The sequence below is a fragment of the Pseudoxanthomonas sp. CF385 genome (genome assembly GCF_900104255.1).
Classification (GTDB): Bacteria; Pseudomonadota; Gammaproteobacteria; order Xanthomonadales; family Xanthomonadaceae; genus Pseudoxanthomonas_A.
Genome location: NZ_FNKZ01000001.1, coordinates 1,947,478 through 1,960,502, shown reverse-complemented (window position 1 = coordinate 1,960,502; position 13,025 = coordinate 1,947,478). Strand labels below are relative to the sequence as shown.

Sequence of the window (13,025 nt, the reverse complement as noted above, 5' to 3'; positions counted from 1 at the left end):
TCAGGGCTGGATTACAGCGCCTGCACCTGGTCGGCCTGCATGCCCTTCTGGCCCTGCACGGCGACGAAGGTGACCTGCTGGCCTTCCTTCAGCGACTTGAAGCCATTGCCCTGGATCGAGCGGAAGTGCACGAACAGGTCGGGGCCGCTCTGCGGGGTGATGAAGCCGAAGCCCTTGGCGTCGTTGAACCACTTGACGGTACCGGTCTGACGATCAGACATCTTTACTAACTCCTGAAACATGGATGAAAGGACCACGATTCCAGCATTGGCTGGAACGGGACTGGGTTTGCAGGCGTTGGTAAAGCGGGAAGATGTAGCAGATGTATCTACCGCATCAGGCTCACGATTCACGGTGACCCTGGCAAGCACAGTGCCGCGCACTCTACCGGGGTTTGCGCGCAAAAGCGAATCCCGCCACGATCGAAGCTGAACAGGGCGATCCCGTGCCTCCGTGTAACCGGTTGCAGCCGGCCTGTCCGGCGTCCCGACGCGGCCGGCGTATGATGGCGCCCCTTTTGCCGAACCCCTGCCATGGCGCTCAAGTCCACTGTCGTCAAAGCCGAGCTGCAGATCAGCGACATGGACCGTCATCACTACGGTACCTACGCCCTGACGCTGGCCCAGCACCCCTCCGAAACCGACGAACGGTTGATGGTCCGTCTGCTGGCGTTCGCCCTGCATGCCGACGAACGCCTGGAGTTCGGCAAGGGCTTGAGCAACGAGGAAGAGCCCGACCTGTGGCGCAAGGACTACACCGGTCTGATCGAGCAGTGGATCGACCTGGGCCAGCCGGACGAGTCCCGGATCCGCAAGGCCTGCGGGCGGGCCAACGAGGTGGTCGTGGTCAACTATGGCGGCCGGGCGGCCGACCTGTGGTGGGACAAGAACGCGGCGCTGCTCGCCCGCCACCGCAACCTGACCGTGCTCGACATCACGCCTGATGCGGTGGACGCGATCACCGCACTGATGGTCCGCAGCATGCGCTTCAACGTGATGATCCAGGACGGCGAAATGCAGTGGATGACCGACGAGCATGTGGTCAGCGTGATCCCGGCCATCCGCCAGGCAGGCCTCGCGCGGGCGGCCTGACCGCATGCTTCCGACCCACGACGTCCTTGTCCTGGGCGGCGGTGCCGCCGGCCTGATGACCGCCCTCACCGCCGGCCAGCGCGGCCTGCGCGTGCTGGTCGTCGAGCACGCCAACAAGGTGGGCAAGAAGATCCTGATGTCGGGCGGCGGCCGCTGCAACTTCACCAATACCGGCACCACGCCCGCCAACTTCCTGTCGGCCAATCCGCATTTCTGCAAGTCGGCGCTGGCCCGCTACACGCCAAGCGACTTCATCGAACTGGTCGAACGCCATCGCGTCGCCTATCACGAGAAGGAACTCGGCCAGCTCTTCTGCGACGTCTCGTCCAAGCTGATCGTGAAGCTCCTGGTGGACGAATGCCTGGCCGCCGGCGTGCGCATCGAAACCGGTTGCAGTGTCGGCAAGGTCGAACAGGCGGACGGCGTGTTCCGCCTGGACACGACGTTGGGCCGCTTCGCGGCACCCTCGCTGGTGGTGGCCACCGGCGGGCTTTCTATCCCGAGCATGGGCGCCACCGGCTTCGGTTACGAGCTGGCGAAGCAGTTCGGCCACGACGTGCTGCCCACGCGCGCCGGCCTGGTGCCGCTGACCCTCAGCGGCAAGCACCAGGAACGGCTGGCCGACCTGAGCGGCGTGTCGTTTCCAGTGGAGGCCCGCTGCGGCAAGGCACGCTTCCGCAATTTCGTGCTGCTGACCCATCGCGGCGTCAGTGGCCCGTCGATCCTGCAGATCTCCTCCTACTGGCAACCGGGCGATGACCTGCGCTTGGACCTGCTGCCGGACCGTGATTCGCTGGACTGGCTGCTGGCGCAACAGCAGCAGCGCCCGGACGCCGAACTGAAGACCGTGTTGTCCGACGCGTTGCCGCGCCGCTTCGCCCAGCGACTCTGCGAGGTCTGGCTGCCCAATCGCCCGATGAGGCAGTTCAACGCGCCCCAGCTCAAGGAAGCAGCCACCCTGCTCGCCGACTGGCCGCTGATCGCCAGCGGCACAGAGGGCTACCGAACCGCCGAAGTGACGTTGGGTGGCGTGGATACCGACGGCGTTTCCAGCAGCACCCTGATGTCCAAGCGCGTGCCGGGCCTGTTCTTCGTCGGCGAGGTGCTCGACGTTACCGGCTGGCTGGGTGGCTACAACTTCCAGTGGGCCTGGGCATCGGGCCACGCGGCAGGCCTGGCGGTCTGACGCACTGCGGCGTTCCCCGGACCAACGCCCTTGCTACTCTTTTGGAAACCGGTGTCATTCCAGGGTTTCCATGCCGTCCACGCCCCTCCTGCCTACCCGCCGCCGTTTCCTGATCCAGTGCGCGGGAACTACCTCCATGGCTGCGCTGACGGTGGCAGTGCCCCTGGGCGCCTCCGCCCTCCGCGGCGCACCGGTCGCCACCACCCGCAGCGGCCGGATCGCCGGACGGACGGACCGGGGCGTCCAAATCTTCCGCGGCGTGCCCTACGGCGCCAACACCGCGACGCGCCGGTTCCAGCGCGCCCTGCCTGAAACCGCCTGGACCGGTGTGCGCGAGGCGACCCGTCATGGCGCTTCCGCGCCGCAGCGCGGCGATGCCGACGGTCAACCGATCAGCGAAGACTGCCTGTTCCTCAACGTCCACACGCCGGCACTGCGCGATGGCGGGAAGCGCCCGGTCCTGGTCTATATCCATGGGGGCGGCTACAACAACGGCTCGGGCTCGCATCCGCTCTACGACGGCTCGAATCTCTGCCGTCGCGGTGACGTCGTCGTCGTGACCGTCAATCACCGGCTCAACGCGTTCGGCTATCTGTATCTGGGAGAAAGCGGCGACACGCGCCTGCGCGATGCCGGCAACGTGGGCCAGTTGGACCTGATCGATGCCCTGCGCTGGGTGCGCGAACACGCGGCCGAATTCGGCGGCGACGCCGGGAACGTGACCGTGTTCGGCCAGTCCGGCGGAGGCGCCAAGATCGCCACGCTGATGGCCATGCCGGAAGCCGGCGGCCTGTTCCACAAGGCGATGACGATGAGCGGCCAGCAGGTCACCGCCGCAGGCCCGCGCGCCGCGGCGCAGCGCACCGCGCTGTTCCTCGCCGAACTGGGGCTGGGTCCGCGCGACACCGATGCGCTGCTGACGATGCCGATGGCGCGCCTGCTGGACGCCACGCGCGTGCGCGACCCATCGCGCGTGGAGAACACCGCGCTCTACTTCGGCCCGGTACTGGATACGCACAATCTGCCCCGGCATCCGTTCTACCCCGATGCACCTGCGCAGTCCGCCCGCATCCCGATGATCATCGGCAACACGCGCGACGAGACGCGCGCGTTCCTGGGCAACGACGAAGCGAACTTCGCCCTGACCTGGGAGGCATTGCCCCAGAAGCTGCGCGAACAACAGTACGTGGACCTGTCGCCGGATGTCGTCATCGCCGAGTACCGTCATCTGTATCCCGACTACACCCCATCGGACGTCTTCTTCGCGGCGACCACCGCGGGACGTTCGTGGCGTGGCGCGGTGATCGAAGCCGAAGCCCGCGCGGCACAGGGCGCGCCAGCGTGGGTCTACCAGCTGGACTGGCGCTCGCCAGCCGAGGGTGGCCGCCTGCGCGCGTTCCACACGCTCGACATCCCGCTCGTCTTCGACAACGTGGCGGCGGAAGGTTCGAAGACCGGCGACGACGCGCGCGCTCGGGCGATGGCCGCGCGCATGAGCGAGGCGCTGATCGCCCTCGCCCGCCATGGCGACCCGAATCATGCCGGCCTGCCGGCATGGTCGCCGTACACGTTGCCGCAACGGCAGACGATGGTCTTCGACGACGCCTCGCGGATGCAGGACGACCCGCGTGGCGCGGAGCGCCGGCTCTACGAACAGGCGCCCTTCATCCAGCGCGGGACGTTCTGACCCTCAGCCGCCGGACATCACCTCGGCGGCGATCTCGAACGAACGCAGCCGCTTGGCGTGATCGAAGATGTTGGCGGTCAGCATCAGTTCGTCGGGACGATGCCGCTGGATGAAGTCGGCGATGCCCTTGCGCACGGTATCGCGATTGCCGACGACCGCACAGGCCAGTGCCTGCGCCACGCCGGCCTTCTCGTGCGGCTCCCAGAACGCCTCGATGTCGTCGATCGGCGGCGGCACCAGGCCCGCGCGGCCGCGGCGCAGGTTGACGAAGGCTTGCTGCTGGGTGGTGAACAGATGGCGGGCTTCGTCGTCGGTCTCGGCCGCCACGACATTCAGGGCCAGCATCGCGTGCGGCTTGGCCAGCCGCTTCGACGGGCGGAAATCGCGGTGGTACAGCAGCAGCGCCTGGTCCATCGCGTCGGGCGCGAAATGGGATGCGAACGCGTACGGCAGGCCAAGCGCGGCCGACAGCTGGGCGCCGAACAGGCTGGAGCCCAGCAGCCAGACCGGCACCTCGAGGCCCGCGCCCGGCACGGCACGCACGGCCTGCCCTTCCTGTACCGGCTCGAAGTAGCGCAGCACTTCCTGCACGTCCTGCGGGAACTGCTCGGCACTGTCGAAGTAGCGCCTCAACGCGCGCGCGGTGGGCTGGTCGGTGCCTGGCGCGCGGCCCAGGCCGAGGTCGATGCGCCCCGGATACAGCGACGCCAGCGTGCCGAACTGCTCGGCCACCTGCAGCGGCGCGTGGTTGGGCAGCATGATGCCGCCGGCGCCGACGCGGATCGTCGAGGTGGCGCCGGCTACGTGGCCGATCAGCACCGCGGTCGCCGCGCTGGCGATGCCCGGCATGTTGTGGTGTTCGGCCAGCCAGTAGCGCGTGTAACCCCAACGCTCGGCATGCTGCGCCAGGTCGCGCATGTGGACGAAGGCCTGCGTGGTGTCGCTGCCCTCGCAGACGGGGGCGAGGTCGAGGAGCGAATACGGAATCATGGGACGGCCGGCAATGACGATGACATCGTCATGGGGGTGCGCGGAGACGGATTCCACCGTCGCCTGCGGGACGCTGTATCCCGCTCAGCCCAGCAGGTCGAACGGGCCGCCCTGCGCCAGGGCGCGCTGGTAGGCCGGTCGCGCATGGATGCGTTGCAGGAAGCCGGCCAGGTTCGGATACGTGTCCAGGCCGGCGCGCACCGCGGCGGCCTCCACGGGGAAGCTCATCTGGATGTCGGCCGCACTGAATTCGTCCCCGGCGAACCAGGCCGACGTTTCCAGCGCCTGCTCCATGTAGCCCAGGTGCAGCTTCACCTGTGGGCCCACGAAGGTCTTCAGCGCCTTGTCGGCGATGCCGCGCGCAATGGGGCGTGCGAAGAACGGCATCGGTGCCTTCTTCAGGCGCGAGAACACCAGGCTCAGCAGCATCGGCGGCATCGCCGAGCCTTCGGCGTAGTGCAACCAGTAGCGGTAGCGCAGGTGCTCGGCCGTGCCAGGCGACGGCGCGAACCGGCGCGCCGCGTCGTAGCGCTCCACCAGGTACTCCAGCACCGCACCGGATTCGGCCAGCACGTGCTCGCCATCGACGACCACGGGCGACTTGCCCAGCGGATGCACTTTCTTGAGTTCCGGCGGCGCGAGCATCGTGCGCGGGTCACGCTGGTAGCGCACCACGGTGTAGTCCAGCCCCAGTTCCTCGAGCAGCCAGAGCACGCGCTGGGAACGGGAGTTGTTGAGGTGGTGGACGGTGATCATGCCGATGCTCCGCGGGGATGGCGCATGCTACCGCGCGGCGGGCATCAGGAACTGCACGACAGCATCGAACAGCCCGCACGATCGCGCGCCCAGTCCGGCCGGCGCTGCGCGAACCGCTCGCGGCCGGGCTGGTCGTCGTAGGGCCGGCGCATGACGTCCAGCAGTTCATGCAAGCCGGACAGGTCGCCGGCTTCCGCGGCGTCGATCGCCTGCTGCGCCAGGTAATTGCGCAATACGTAGCGCGGACTGGCCAGGCGCATGCGTTCGCGGCGCGCGGCGGGATCGAGCGGATCGTCGCTGAGCCGGCGTGCGTGCGCCGCCAACCAGTCGCGGAGCGCGGGTGCAACGGCGTCACGTTTCCCGGCGTCGTAGAAGGTCTCGTCGAACGCCGTCAACGACGCATCGCCCAGGTCGGCATCGATCAGCGCGCGGAAGAACAGCGTCATGTCGATCTCGCCCTGAAGCAGCAGCGCCTGCAGCGCCTGCATGTGTTCGGTGTCGCCGTCGCGATGCGCCGTCAGACCAAGCTTGCGCGCCGTGCTGTCGCGGTCCTCGCGCGCGTGGGCATCGGCGAACCGCTGCAGTCCATCCTGCAGGGCGTCGACGCCGTCGAACAGCGGCGACAGCGCATGGGCCAGGCGCGTCAGGTTCCATCCTGCTATGCGCGGCTGCCAGCCGAAGCGATAGCGGCGGCCCTGCGCGTCGGTGGTGTTCGGCGTCCAGTCCGGATCGTAGTCGTCGATCCAGCCGTAAGGACCGTAATCGATGGTCAGCCCCAGCACTGACATGTTGTCGGTATTCATCACGCCGTGGACGAAGCCCACGCGCATCCAGTGCGCCACCATCACCGCCGTGCGCTCGCAGATCTCGGCGAACCACGCGCCGTACAGCGCCTCACCCTCGCCCTGCAGGTGCGGGAAGTCGCGCCGGATCGTGAAGTCCGCCAGCGTGCGCAGCAGATCGGTATCTCCGCGCGACATCGGCAGCTGGTAGTGGCCGAAGCGCAGGAACGACGGCGCCACCCGGCACACCACCGCGCCCGGTTCGGCCACGGGATGCCCGTCGTAGAACATGTCGCGCACGACCGTTTCGCCCGTGCCCACCAGACTCAGTGCGCGCGTGGTCGGTACGCCCAGGTGGTGCATCGCCTCGCTGCAGAGGAACTCGCGGATGGACGAGCGCAGTACTGCGCGCCCGTCGGCGGTACGCGAATACGGTGTCGGGCCTGCGCCCTTGAGCTGCAGCTCCCAGCGCTCGCCCTGCGCGTTGACCACTTCGCCCAGGGTGATCGCGCGTCCATCGCCGAGTTGCCCGGCCCAGTTGCCGAACTGGTGGCCACCGTAGTTGCCCGCATACGGCTGCATGCCCGGCAGCAGGGCGTTGCCACCGAAGATCCGGGCGAACTCCGGCGATGCGATGTCGGCTTCGTCGAAGCCGACGAGCGCGGCCACCTCCGGCGAGTGCGCCAGCAGCACCGGCCCTGCAACCGGCGTGGGTGCCACGGCCGACCACGCCGCACCCCGCACTTCGCGACGATGCGGGGACTGCTCCGGATCGCCCGGCAGTTCGTTGACGTAACGGTTGTCGAAATGCAGCGCGCGCATGCCGCTCATGCCGCGTCGGCCGCGTCGTCCACCAACGGCGTGAGGTCCGGCCGCAGCGCGACGCGCTCGTCGAACACGAAACAGGCACCGTCGTAACCCGCGCCGCCGACCTGCTCGAAATAGCCAAGGATGCCGTCGTCCAGCTGCAGGACGTTGTCCATGCCCTCGGCCTGCATCCACAGCGCGGCTTTCTCGCAGCGGATGCCGCCGGTGCAGAAGCTGACCACGGTGGCGTCCTTCAACGCATCGCGGTGCGGCTCCAGCGCCGCCGGAAGGTCGGTGAACTTGTCGATCGGCAGGGTCAGCGCGCCGGTGAAGGTGCCGTACGCCACTTCCTGCGCGTTGCGCGTGTCGAGCATCACTACGCGACGACCGTCGTCGTCATGGCCCTGTTCAAGCCAGCGCGCCACGACGTGCGGTGCCACGGTGGGTGCACGTGCGTCCTCCGGCGTCGTGCCCGGGCGGCGGAAGCTGATGATCTCCGGCTTCACCTTGATCTTGAGCCGTGCGAACGGCACCTGCGCGCTGCGGCTGTACTTGACGCGCAGACCGGCGAAACGCGGATCTGCACGCAGCGGCGCCAGGAAGGCCTCGATCGCCTCCGCCCCGCCCGCCAGGAACAGGTTGACGCCCTCTCCCGCGATCAGCACCGAGCCGCGCAGGGCCAGCTGCTCGGCACGCTCGCGGATCTCGTCGGCGAACGCCTCCGGACGTGCGATCGGCGTGAAGTGGTAGGCGGCGATGTTGGTGACCATGCGGCGATTTTACCGTCCGTCGGCTCCGCCCCCATCATTCAACCAAACGGTTGACAATGAGTGATCCGCCTTCAATACTCAACCACATGGTTGAACATGATTCCCCTCGCCTGGACGCGGTCTTCCGCGCACTGGCCGACGGCACCCGTCGCCGCATGCTGCGCAGCCTGGGCGGGCAACCGCGCAGCGTCGGCGAACTGGCCGCCCCGTTCCGGATCTCGCTGGCCGCGGCCTCCAAGCACATCAAGGTGCTGGAACGCGCCGGACTGGTGACGCGCCAGATCCAGGGCCGCACCCACCTGTGCCACTTGCAGCCGCAGGCGCTGGCCGAAGGCGAGGCCTGGCTGCGGCAGTACGAGCAGTTCTGGACCGCACGCCTCGACGCGCTCGATGCGGTCCTGCAAACGGACACGCCATCCTCCGCCTCGACGACCCGGAAACACCCATGACCGCGCCCACCCACGACACGATCGATGTCGCCGTGCATCGTGCCTTCGCTGCGCCGGCCGAACGCGTGTTCGATGCCTGGCTGACCCCGCGCCTGCTGGGGCAATGGATGTTCGGCCCCGGCGTGCGCGACGAAAAAGTGCTGCGGCTCGATGTCGATCCGCGGGTGGGCGGGCGCTTCTCGATGCTGGTCGAACGCCAGGGCGAGCGCATCGACCATGTCGGCGAGTACCTCGTCATTGATCGTCCGCACCGGCTGTCCTTCACCTGGGCCATCGCCGGCGAATCCGACCAGGACGGCAGCCGCGTGGACATCTTCATTTCCCCCACGCCGACAGGCTGCGAACTGCGCCTCACCCACACACTGCCACGGGCCTGGGCGGACTATGCCGCACCCACCCAGCGCGGCTGGACCACCATGCTCGACGCCCTGCACGCGCTGTTCTGATCCACCGCAAGGACGTCGCGATGGACGATCCCGATGCACGGGTCGCGGCCTGATCCTCAGAGCAGCAGCCAGGGCAAGGCCAGCGTCAGCGCGATGATGAAGAGCATCGCGGCCAGCATCCCGACCACGTAAACCGGCCGGTCGCGCAGCAGGCTGCCGAAGGTCTCCGCTCGCCCTTCGCGCTCGGCGCTGGCCTGCTCGGCGCGCGCATCGTCACGACGCCGGGCCTGGTACTCCGCCATCAGGACCTTGGCGCGCGCCAACGCGTCGGCGTCCTCGATCCACAGCCCCCCCGCGGAAATGCCCCACGGGCTGGGTGGCGTCTCGTAGAAGTCGATCGCATGCGCACGCAGCATCTCGCGCACCTCATCGGCTTCGTCGGCCGGCACGTTGCGCAGGTTGAGGAAGAGTTTCGCCATCGCGACAGTCTAGCCGGTCAGCGTTGAGCGTACCGGCGTGCGCTACCCTGCACGCCCCTCTCATCCGGACGACCGATGCGCTCCCTGCTGCTCGCTTTCTCGCTGACCCTGCTTGCCGCCTGCACGCCTGCAGGTCCCCCGCCCGGCGGCAGCGTGGCCGACCTGCAACGCCTCGATACGCAGGCAGGCACCGGCGCCATCGCCACCAGCGGCAGCGACGTCACCGTGCACTACACCGGCTGGCTGTACGACGAGAACGCGCCGGACAAGCACGGGATGAAGTTCGACAGCTCGGTCGACCGCGGCGAGCCTTTCACCTTACTGCTCGGCGCGGGCCAGGTGATCCGCGGCTGGGACGACGGCGTGGCGGGCATGAAGGTGGGCGGCAAGCGCACCCTGCTGATTCCGGCCGACCTCGGCTACGGCAACGCCGGCGCGGGCGGCGTGATCCCGCCCGGCGCCTCACTGGTGTTCGACGTCGAACTGCTGGACGTCACACCGCACGAGTGAGCCATCAGTCCTTCGCTTCCACGACCGGCGCCAACCGCAGGTCGTGGAAGTCGAAGCTGAAATCGGTCAGCGGCGAAATCGCCTCCATCCGCGCTTCGCGGATGCCGCCATCCGGCTTCAACGAGAACGTCAGAAACGCATCGGCATTGAGCCAGCGTTCGCGCCAGCGGACCACGAAGGTATCGTGCTGCCACGGCTGCAGGTCGCCCACCAGTTCGGGCGTACGACTGAAGCGCAGCACCAGGCCCTCGCCTTCCTGCGCGACGACCACATCGCCATACCACGGGTCGCGCAGCGTGCCGGCGTACTTCGCCAGCGGCAGCGAGGGCTTCGACGTGGCATCGCGCGCGGCCTGCAGCTTCTGCCAGTGTTCGTCGGCGTTGTCTTTGGCCTGCGCGACCTGCGCCTGGTAGGCAGCCAGCCAGTCGGTGCCGCTGTTCGCCAGATACGCGTCCAGCACCTTCAGGGTGATCGCGTGGAAGGCGGCACCGACTTCCTGGTTCGTCAGCACGACGACGCCCAGCTTCCGCTCCGGCACCAGGGTGACGCGCGACACCATGCCCGGCCAGCCGCCGGTGTGCCACACCAGCTTGCGACCCTGGAAGTCCGAGACCATCCAGCCTTCGCCGTAGCCGAGGAAGTTCGGCTTGGCGGCTTTCAGCGCCTCCACCTTGGGTTCGGAGATCGGGATCGGCGTGACCAAGGACCACATCGCCTTCTGGCGGGCGGGCGTGAACAGCGCATGTTCCCGCCCCTGCGCGTCCCGATACGTACCGCCGGCGAGCTGGGCGTTCATCCACTTCGCCATGTCGTTCACGCTGGCATAGACGCCGCCCGCGCCGGCGACATTGCGCCACGTCATCCGCGGCGCCGGCTGCAGCGTGGTTAAGTCGGCCATGGCATGGCCGGTGGCGACGTTGTCGCCCGGCTTCAACGTGTCGCTGTTGTAGCGCGTCTCGCGCATGCCCAGCGGCTGGAAGAAGCGCGTGCGCAGGAACTGTTCGTAGGACTGGCCACTGGCCTGCTCCACCACCAGCTGGGCGACGCCGTAGAGGATGTTGTCGTAGGCATAGCGCTCGCGGAACCCGCCACTGAGCGGCACATCGCGCAGGCGCTCGGCCACCTCGCGGTTGCTGTAGGTGGTGGTGGGCCAATACAGCAGGTCTCCCGCGCCCAGGCCCAAGCCGCTGCGATGGACCAGCAGATCGCGGATGCGCATTTCGCGGGTGACGTAGGGATCGGCCATGCGGAACCACGGCAGATGGTCGATCACGCGGTCTTCCAGGGTGAGCTTGCCTTCGTCGGCCAGCATCGACAGCGAGGCCGAGGTGAAGGCCTTGGTGTTCGAGGCGATGGCGAACATCGTGTGCGCGTCGACCTTGGCCGGCTTGCCCATCTCGCGCTCGCCCCACCCCCGCGCCAGCACCACCTCGCCATCCTTCACCACCGCCACCGCGATGCCCGGCACATCGAAGGCCTTGCGCACCGACTCGACGTAGGTGTCGAGGTCCTGCAACGCGGGCGGCGGCGGCTCTTTGGCGACAGCCGCCGGTGCGACCAGGCAGAGCAACAACAGGGCGCGGCGCGCGACCGCAGGCGACATCAGCATCAGTGATCCCCTTCAAGCGTTGCGCACGACGATACCGCAGGCCATGCGCCCGCCGGGAGTGCTGGCCGGGCACGGCATACTATGCGGATGTCTTCGCAACACCCCGACACGCCCTGCCCCCCGCACACGGTCGCCATCATCGGCGGCGGACCGGCCGGCCTGATGGCCGCCGAAACCCTGCGCGCGGCGGGGTTGCAGGTCGATCTGTACGACGCGAAGGGCTCGGTGGGACGCAAGTTCCTGATCGCCGGCAAGGGCGGCATGAACCTGACCCACTCCGATCCGTTCGACGTCTTCGTCACGCGCTACGGCACGCGCACGCACGAGGTCGCCGCCTGGTTGCGCGACTTCGATGCCGACGCCCTGCGCACCTGGGCGCGCGGCCTGGGCGTGGACACCTTCGTCGGGACCTCGGGCCGGGTATTCCCGACCGATCTCAAGGCGGCGCCGCTGTTGCGCGGCTGGGTGCGGCGCCTGCGCGAACAGGGCGTGCGCTTCCACGTGCTGCACCGCTGGACCGGCTGGCGTGCGGACGGTGCCTTGCACTTCGCGACACCCGACGGCGATGTCGACGTGCGCGCCGATGCCGTCGTGCTCGCAATGGGGGGCGGCAGCTGGCCGGAACTCGGTTCGGACGGCGCGTGGGTGGATGCGCTGCAGTCGCGCGGGGTCGAGATCGCACTGCTGCGGCCCTCCAACTGCGGCTTCGACATCGGCTGGAGCGCGCATCTCGCGAGCCGCTTCGCCGGCGAACCGCTGAAACCGGTCACGGCCCATTGGCAGGACGCGGACGGCACGCCGCACCACCGTCAGGGCGAGTGCGTCCTCACCGCCACCGGCATCGAGGGCAGCCTGGTCTACGCGCTCTCTCCGATGCTGCGCGATGCCATCGCACGCGATGGCCAGGCCACGCTGGTGCTGGACCTGCTGCCGGGGCGTGAGGAACAGGACCTGGCACGCCGGCTGGCCAAGCCGCGCGGCTCGCGCAGCCTCAGCGAGCAGCTGCGTCGCGAAGCCGGTGTGAGCCGCGTGCGGGCGGCGCTGCTGTACGAAGTGCTCGACAAGGCGGCGCTGGCCGATCCCGCCAAGATCGCGGCGACGCTGAAGCGCTTCCCGTTCCGCCTGCAGCGCCCCCGCCCGATCGCGGAGGCCATCAGCAGCGCCGGCGGCGTGCCACTGGAAGCGTTGGACGCGCGCCTGATGCTGCGCGGGCTGCCCGGCGTATTCGCCGCCGGCGAGATGCTCGACTGGGAGGCTCCCACCGGCGGCTACCTGCTGACGGCGTGCTTCGCCAGCGGTCGCCAGGCCGCGCGGGGCGTGGTCGACTGGCTGGCGCAACGCAACGCCTGACTGGTCGTCCGCAGGGGCTGCGGCGCGCACCCCGGGAAGTGCGTGCCGCAGCGGCTGCGGAACGTGGGCGCACGATACGCGAGCCGTTGTTGAGGTCCGGTTAGCGTTTCAAAGCAGTTTTATTACAGACATTTACGGCCGGATGTGCATGCTGCACCTCAGGCCGCTGAACT

At 68.5% G+C, this 13,025-nt stretch carries 14 protein-coding genes; 7 read left to right on the top strand and 7 right to left on the bottom strand.

Annotated elements, in window-relative coordinates; genetic code table 11:
- Positions 1-11: 11 nt before the first annotated feature.
- Positions 12-221, bottom strand: coding sequence for a cold-shock protein (locus tag BLT45_RS09150; protein WP_056880400.1), 210 nt, complete (start codon positions 219-221; stop codon positions 12-14).
- A 312-nt stretch (positions 222-533) separates the two neighbouring features.
- Here BLT45_RS09150 and BLT45_RS09145 point away from each other — a divergent pair, with 312 nt between their 5' ends.
- The 3 genes from BLT45_RS09145 (at position 534) to BLT45_RS09135 (ending at position 3,964) form a co-directional block, all read left to right on the top strand.
- A complete protein-coding gene (locus tag BLT45_RS09145; RefSeq protein ID WP_093297705.1) occupies positions 534-1,091 on the top strand; it encodes a YaeQ family protein in 558 nt (185 codons plus the stop codon).
- A gap of 4 nt (positions 1,092-1,095) precedes the next feature.
- A complete protein-coding gene (locus BLT45_RS09140; RefSeq protein WP_093297702.1) occupies positions 1,096-2,277 on the top strand; it encodes a BaiN/RdsA family NAD(P)/FAD-dependent oxidoreductase in 1,182 nt (393 codons plus the stop codon).
- A gap of 70 nt (positions 2,278-2,347) precedes the next feature.
- Positions 2,348-3,964, top strand: a complete 1,617-nt coding sequence (locus BLT45_RS09135; RefSeq protein ID WP_093297698.1) for a carboxylesterase/lipase family protein — start codon at positions 2,348-2,350, stop codon at positions 3,962-3,964.
- 3 nt (positions 3,965-3,967) lie between these two features.
- Here BLT45_RS09135 and BLT45_RS09130 read toward each other — a convergent pair whose 3' ends face one another.
- The 4 genes from BLT45_RS09130 to BLT45_RS09115 all read right to left on the bottom strand — a co-directional run bounded on the left by BLT45_RS09130 (position 3,968) and on the right by BLT45_RS09115 (position 8,069).
- On the bottom strand, positions 3,968-4,954 hold the full coding sequence (locus tag BLT45_RS09130; protein ID WP_093297695.1) for an LLM class flavin-dependent oxidoreductase: 987 nt from the start codon (positions 4,952-4,954) through the stop codon (positions 3,968-3,970).
- 84 nt (positions 4,955-5,038) lie between these two features.
- Positions 5,039-5,710, bottom strand: coding sequence for a glutathione S-transferase (locus tag BLT45_RS09125; protein WP_093297693.1), 672 nt, complete (start codon positions 5,708-5,710; stop codon positions 5,039-5,041).
- Between the two features lie 44 nt (positions 5,711-5,754).
- Entirely contained in the window at positions 5,755-7,314 is a 1,560-nt protein-coding gene (locus BLT45_RS09120) for a protein adenylyltransferase SelO (RefSeq protein WP_093298787.1), read from the bottom strand.
- 5 nt (positions 7,315-7,319) lie between these two features.
- Positions 7,320-8,069 (bottom strand): sulfurtransferase, encoded by a 750-nt coding sequence (locus BLT45_RS09115; protein WP_093297690.1) that lies wholly within the window; start codon positions 8,067-8,069, stop codon positions 7,320-7,322.
- A gap of 86 nt (positions 8,070-8,155) precedes the next feature.
- On the opposite strand from BLT45_RS09115, the gene BLT45_RS09110 reads away from it, so the two are divergent.
- Together BLT45_RS09110 and BLT45_RS09105 are read left to right on the top strand one after the other, a co-directional pair.
- Positions 8,156-8,518, top strand: a complete 363-nt coding sequence (locus BLT45_RS09110; RefSeq protein WP_175455777.1) for an ArsR/SmtB family transcription factor — start codon at positions 8,156-8,158, stop codon at positions 8,516-8,518.
- Positions 8,515-8,964, top strand: a complete 450-nt coding sequence (locus BLT45_RS09105) for an SRPBCC family protein (protein ID WP_093297687.1) — start codon at positions 8,515-8,517, stop codon at positions 8,962-8,964. Before BLT45_RS09110 ends, BLT45_RS09105 begins: the two co-directional genes overlap by 4 nt.
- A gap of 56 nt (positions 8,965-9,020) precedes the next feature.
- On the opposite strand, the gene BLT45_RS09100 is transcribed toward BLT45_RS09105, so the two are convergent.
- A complete protein-coding gene (locus BLT45_RS09100) occupies positions 9,021-9,383 on the bottom strand; it encodes a DUF6164 family protein (RefSeq protein ID WP_093297684.1) in 363 nt (120 codons plus the stop codon).
- A 75-nt stretch (positions 9,384-9,458) separates the two neighbouring features.
- Between BLT45_RS09100 and BLT45_RS09095 the strand changes: the two genes are divergently transcribed.
- Positions 9,459-9,893, top strand: a complete 435-nt coding sequence (locus tag BLT45_RS09095) for an FKBP-type peptidyl-prolyl cis-trans isomerase (RefSeq protein ID WP_093297681.1) — start codon at positions 9,459-9,461, stop codon at positions 9,891-9,893.
- A 4-nt stretch (positions 9,894-9,897) separates the two neighbouring features.
- On the opposite strand, the gene BLT45_RS09090 is transcribed toward BLT45_RS09095, so the two are convergent.
- The gene (locus BLT45_RS09090) at positions 9,898-11,496 is read right to left on the bottom strand and encodes a serine hydrolase (RefSeq protein ID WP_093298782.1); all 1,599 of its coding nucleotides are present in this window, start codon (positions 11,494-11,496) and stop codon (positions 9,898-9,900) included.
- Between the two features lie 93 nt (positions 11,497-11,589).
- Between BLT45_RS09090 and BLT45_RS09085 the strand changes: the two genes are divergently transcribed.
- Positions 11,590-12,852: a TIGR03862 family flavoprotein gene (locus tag BLT45_RS09085; protein WP_093298780.1), complete on the top strand. Its 1,263-nt coding sequence runs from the start codon at positions 11,590-11,592 to the stop codon at positions 12,850-12,852.
- Positions 12,853-13,025 lie beyond the last annotated feature (173 nt).